This is a genomic window from Comamonas sp. (assembly GCF_036666375.1).
In the GTDB taxonomy this organism is placed as follows: Bacteria; Pseudomonadota; Gammaproteobacteria; order Burkholderiales; family Burkholderiaceae_C; genus Comamonas.
The window spans coordinates 6,612-10,493 of sequence record NZ_JAVWWA010000046.1; the positions used below are offsets into that span (position 1 = coordinate 6,612).

Sequence of the window (3,882 nt, forward strand, 5' to 3'; positions counted from 1 at the left end):
GACACCTCGAGTTGTTCGAGGCTGTGCGCCAGCAGGCCTATGCTGCGCGCCGTGGCAAACAGGCTGAAGGCCGCGTCATGCGGCAGCCGGTGGCGCGCCATCAGCGCGGCCAGGGCGACATCGATATTGGGCTGCAGGCCGGTGAGCTCGGTGGCCTTTTCAATGAAACGCGCAATCACTTCCGGCGGTTCGGTCAGCGCCAGCAGCGCCGCGGCGCGCGGATCGCCGTCGGGGTAGATGTGATGGCCAAAGCCCGCGAGCGGCAGGCCCGTGGACAGATGGTGTTCGAGCACCTGGTCCGCGCCCACGCGCTCGACTTCGCTGAACAGCGCCTGCACCCGGCCCGAGGCATCGCCGTGCAAGGGGCCCGACAGCGTGGTCAATCCGGCCAGCAGGCAGGCCGGCAGCGAAGCCCCGGTCGAGGCCGTGATGCGCGCGACAAAGGCGGAACTCGTGAGTTCATGATCGACCAGCAGCACCATGGCCGTGCGCAGCAGATCGGCCACCTTGGCCGATTGCTTCCAGCCTTTGGCAAAGCGCTGGTGCAGAGGCAGGCTGCCGGGCACGGCGCCAAAGGCGTCGGCCAGCTGGCCGACCAGGCTTTGGCCTTCGATGTGCAGCACGCGCGTGCGCCGCCCGCGCGTCGAATGCCCGGTGGCCGACAGCGCCGCCAGCGCGGTGAACGCCGCGACCCGCCCGGGCGGGGCCGCATGCCCGTGCGCGGGTGGTGCGCAGCAGGAAAAGTCGACGGCCTGCTCGGCGCCCCACAGCAGCCGCGCCGCCTCTTCGAGCGTCGCCGTACGCGCCAGCGCGATCACGTCCTGTCCCCGGTAATAAGGCCGGCCGCGAACGAACGCTGTCAGTCCCGTGGGAATGCTGGGCTCGGCACCGAACAGCGTGTTCGCGGCCAGGGTCTCGTGCTTGCGGCCGGCCTCCTTGCGCTTGGCCAGGCCGGCGACGTCGTCGGCGCGGTACAGGCTCTTGCGCGTATCGGCCGGATCGGCCATGACCTCGATCTTGCCGCGGCTCACATAGGCATACACGGTCTGCGCGCGCACGCCCAGCAGCGCGCAGGCCTCGTTCATCGAAATCCAGGAAGCCATGGGAAAACACCTATCCTTTATATATGTTGATTTTATACATCAATATTGACCAACTTATCAAGTGAAAACTAGGATGCAGACATTCCTGCAAAAACCTGGTTTCCGCCCATGAAAGCCCACATCCTTCAGCTCAACCCCATCCTGATTCCGGCGATCAACGAACAGCTCGCGACGCTCTATACCGTGCACCGGTTCTACGAGCTGGCCGACCAGAAAGCCTGGCTGGCTGAACATGGCGCGTCGATCTCCGCCGTGATCACGGGCGGCCATACCGGCATTTCGCAGTCGCTGCTCGAACAATTGCCCGGCCTCAAGGTGGTCGCCGTCAACGGCGTGGGCACCGATGCCGTCGATCTCGCCTACTGCCGCAGCCGCGGTCTGCCCGTCACGGCCACGCTGGGCGCGCTGACCGAAGACGTCGCCGACCTGGCCATGGGCCTGCTGATCGCGGCCTGCCGCAATCTGTGCGCGGGCGACCGCTTCGTGCGCGAAGGCCAGTGGGAGCTCCACCCCCAGCCCAGCGCGATTCCGCTGGCGCGCCGCTTCAGCGGCATGCGCCTGGGCATCGTGGGCATGGGCCGCGTGGGCCGCGCGGTCGCCCAGCGCGCCGCGGCGTTTGATTGCCGCATCCGCTATACCGACCTGCGCCCCATGGACGACGTCGCTCACGCTTTTGTGCCCGATCTGATCGATCTGGCGCGCGCAAGCGATGCGCTGGTGCTGTGCGCTGCGGCAGACAAGGCCGAAGGCATAGTGAACGCGGCCGTGCTCGACGCGCTGGGTCCGCGCGGCTTTCTGGTCAATGTCGCGCGCGGCCGGCTGGTCAACGAGGCCGATCTGACCGCGGCGCTGGTCGCCGGGCGCATTGCGGGCGCGGGCCTCGATGTGTTTGTCGACGAGCCGCGCGTGCCGCTGGCGCTGCGCCAGTCGGACGCGGTGACGCTGCAGGCGCACCGCGCCAGCGCGACCTGGGAGACGCGCACGGCCATGGGCGAGATGGTGCTGGCCGGCATTGCCCAGGCGCTGGCGGGCCAGCGCCCCAGCATGAGCCTCACGACCTAGGCGTGCCACGCCATCCCTTTCAAAGAACAAACAGGAGACAAACCACCATGACCCGCACCACCCGCCGATTCGCCTTCACCCTGGCCCTGGCACTGGGCGCCAGCGCCGCCGCGCCCCTGGCCCTGGCCCAGTCCTATCCTTCGCGCCCCGTGACCCTGGTCGTGCCCTTCCCGCCCGGCGGCGGCACCGACACCGGCGGGCGCGTGATCGCCGAACAGCTGAGCCGGCGCTGGGGCCAGACCGTGATCGTAGAGAACAAGGGCGGCGCGGCCGGCCAGATCGGCGCCGATCTGGTGGCCAAGGCCAAGCCCGATGGCTATACCTTGCTGCTGGGCAATATCGGCACGCAGGCGATCAACCCTTCGCTGTACGCCAAGCTGCCCTATGACCCGGACAAGGCCTTTGCGCCGGTGTCGCTGGTGGCCGAGCTGCCGCTGGTGATGATGGTCAACCCGGCTGTCGCCGCGCAGACGCCCGCCGAGTTCATCGCGCTGGCCAAGGCGCAGGCCGGCAAGCTGTCGTACAGCAGTTCGGGCGCGGGCGGCGCGCCGCACCTGGTGGCCGAGATGTTCAAGGACCAGACGCGCAGCTTCATCGTGCATGTGCCCTACCGCGGCGGCGGCCCGGCGATTGCCGATCTGCTCGCCGGCCATGTCGATCTGTCGTTCATGACCGCGCTCGAGGCTTCGGGCCATATCAAGGCCGGCAAGCTGCGCGCGCTGGCGGTGACCAGCGACAAGCGCCTGCCCGCGTTGCCCGACGTGCCCACGCTGGCCGAAGGCGCGCTGCCCGGCTTCAACGCGATTTCATGGATAGGCCTGCTCGCGCCCGCGGGCACGCCGCAGGACACGGTCGACAAGATCTCGGCCGACCTGCGCGCCGTGCTCGCCGACGAAGCCGTCAAGGCCCGCTTTGCGGCGCTGGGCGGCGTGGCGCGCGCCAACTCGCCGAAAGACTTCGGCAAGCTGATCGCCGCCGACCGGACGCGCTACGCCGAGATCATCCGCAGCCGCAAGATCACCACCCAATGAACGCCGTGACCGAACTGGTCTTTCCCGCGCCCACTGCGGCCACCTTGGCAGTGGCGGGCAGCAGCGCCCGGTTCCCGCTGGGCCGCGTGTTCTGCATAGGCCGCAATTACCGCTGGTCGGCAGACGAAGCCGCGCCCACGCAGATGCCCGCCTGGTTCATGAAGCCCGCGAGCGCGGTCTGCGCCGCGCAAGGCGTGCTCGCCTTCCCGCCGGCGACGCGCGAGTTCTGCCACGAGATCGAACTGGTCGTGGCCCTGGGCCGCGGCGGCCGGAACATAGCCGCGGCCCAGGCCGAAGCGCACATATGGGGCTATGCCGCGGGGCTGGACTTGACGCGCCGCGATCTGCAGCAGCAAGCCAAGCAGGCTGGCGGCCCCTGGGAGCCGGCCAAGGCTTTCGATCGCTCCGCGCCCTGCACGCCGCTGGTGCCGGCTGCGGACTGCGGCCACCGAGGGCCAGGCGCCGTCTGGCTCACGGTCAACGGCGTCGAGCGCCAGCGCGCCTATGTGTCCGAGCTGCTGTGGTCCGTCCCTGAACTCGTCGCCATGCTGTCGCGCTCGGTGACGCTGCTGCCCGGCGATCTGATCTTCACCGGCACGCCCGCGGGCGTGGGCCCGCTTTCGCCCGGCGATGTGGTTGCCGGCGGCGTCACCGGCATAGGCGAGTTTTCCATGACCGTGGGCAGC

Annotated in this window: 4 protein-coding genes; 3 read left to right on the forward strand and 1 reads right to left on the reverse strand. The window is 69.1% G+C overall.

What is annotated here, in order from left to right:
- Positions 1 to 1,103: citrate synthase family protein (locus tag RR928_RS12795; protein ID WP_332682780.1), on the reverse strand; the 1,103-nt coding region annotated here is incomplete at its 3' end.
- A 108-nt stretch (positions 1,104 to 1,211) separates the two neighbouring features.
- Between RR928_RS12795 and RR928_RS12800 the strand changes: the two genes are divergently transcribed.
- The 3 genes from RR928_RS12800 to RR928_RS12810 all read left to right on the forward strand — a co-directional run.
- Entirely contained in the window at positions 1,212 to 2,165 is a 954-nt protein-coding gene (locus tag RR928_RS12800; RefSeq protein WP_332535445.1) for a 2-hydroxyacid dehydrogenase, read from the forward strand.
- A gap of 47 nt (positions 2,166 to 2,212) precedes the next feature.
- Positions 2,213 to 3,196 carry a Bug family tripartite tricarboxylate transporter substrate binding protein gene (locus tag RR928_RS12805; protein ID WP_332535444.1) on the forward strand — a complete coding sequence of 328 codons (984 nt, stop codon included), beginning with the start codon at positions 2,213 to 2,215 and terminating at the stop codon, positions 3,194 to 3,196.
- The coding region (locus tag RR928_RS12810; protein ID WP_332682782.1) for a fumarylacetoacetate hydrolase family protein at positions 3,193 to 3,882 on the forward strand (690 nt) is incomplete at its 3' end. The genes RR928_RS12805 and RR928_RS12810, both read left to right, overlap by 4 nt.

Bases quoted from the DNA above. Each gene is read 5' to 3' on its own strand.
- RR928_RS12800 (WP_332535445.1), top strand. From the start codon at position 1,212: ATGAAAGCCCACATCCTTCAGCTCAACCCCATCCTGATTCCGGCGATC.
- RR928_RS12805 (WP_332535444.1), top strand. From the start codon at position 2,213: ATGACCCGCACCACCCGCCGATTCGCCTTCACCCTGGCCCTGGCACTG.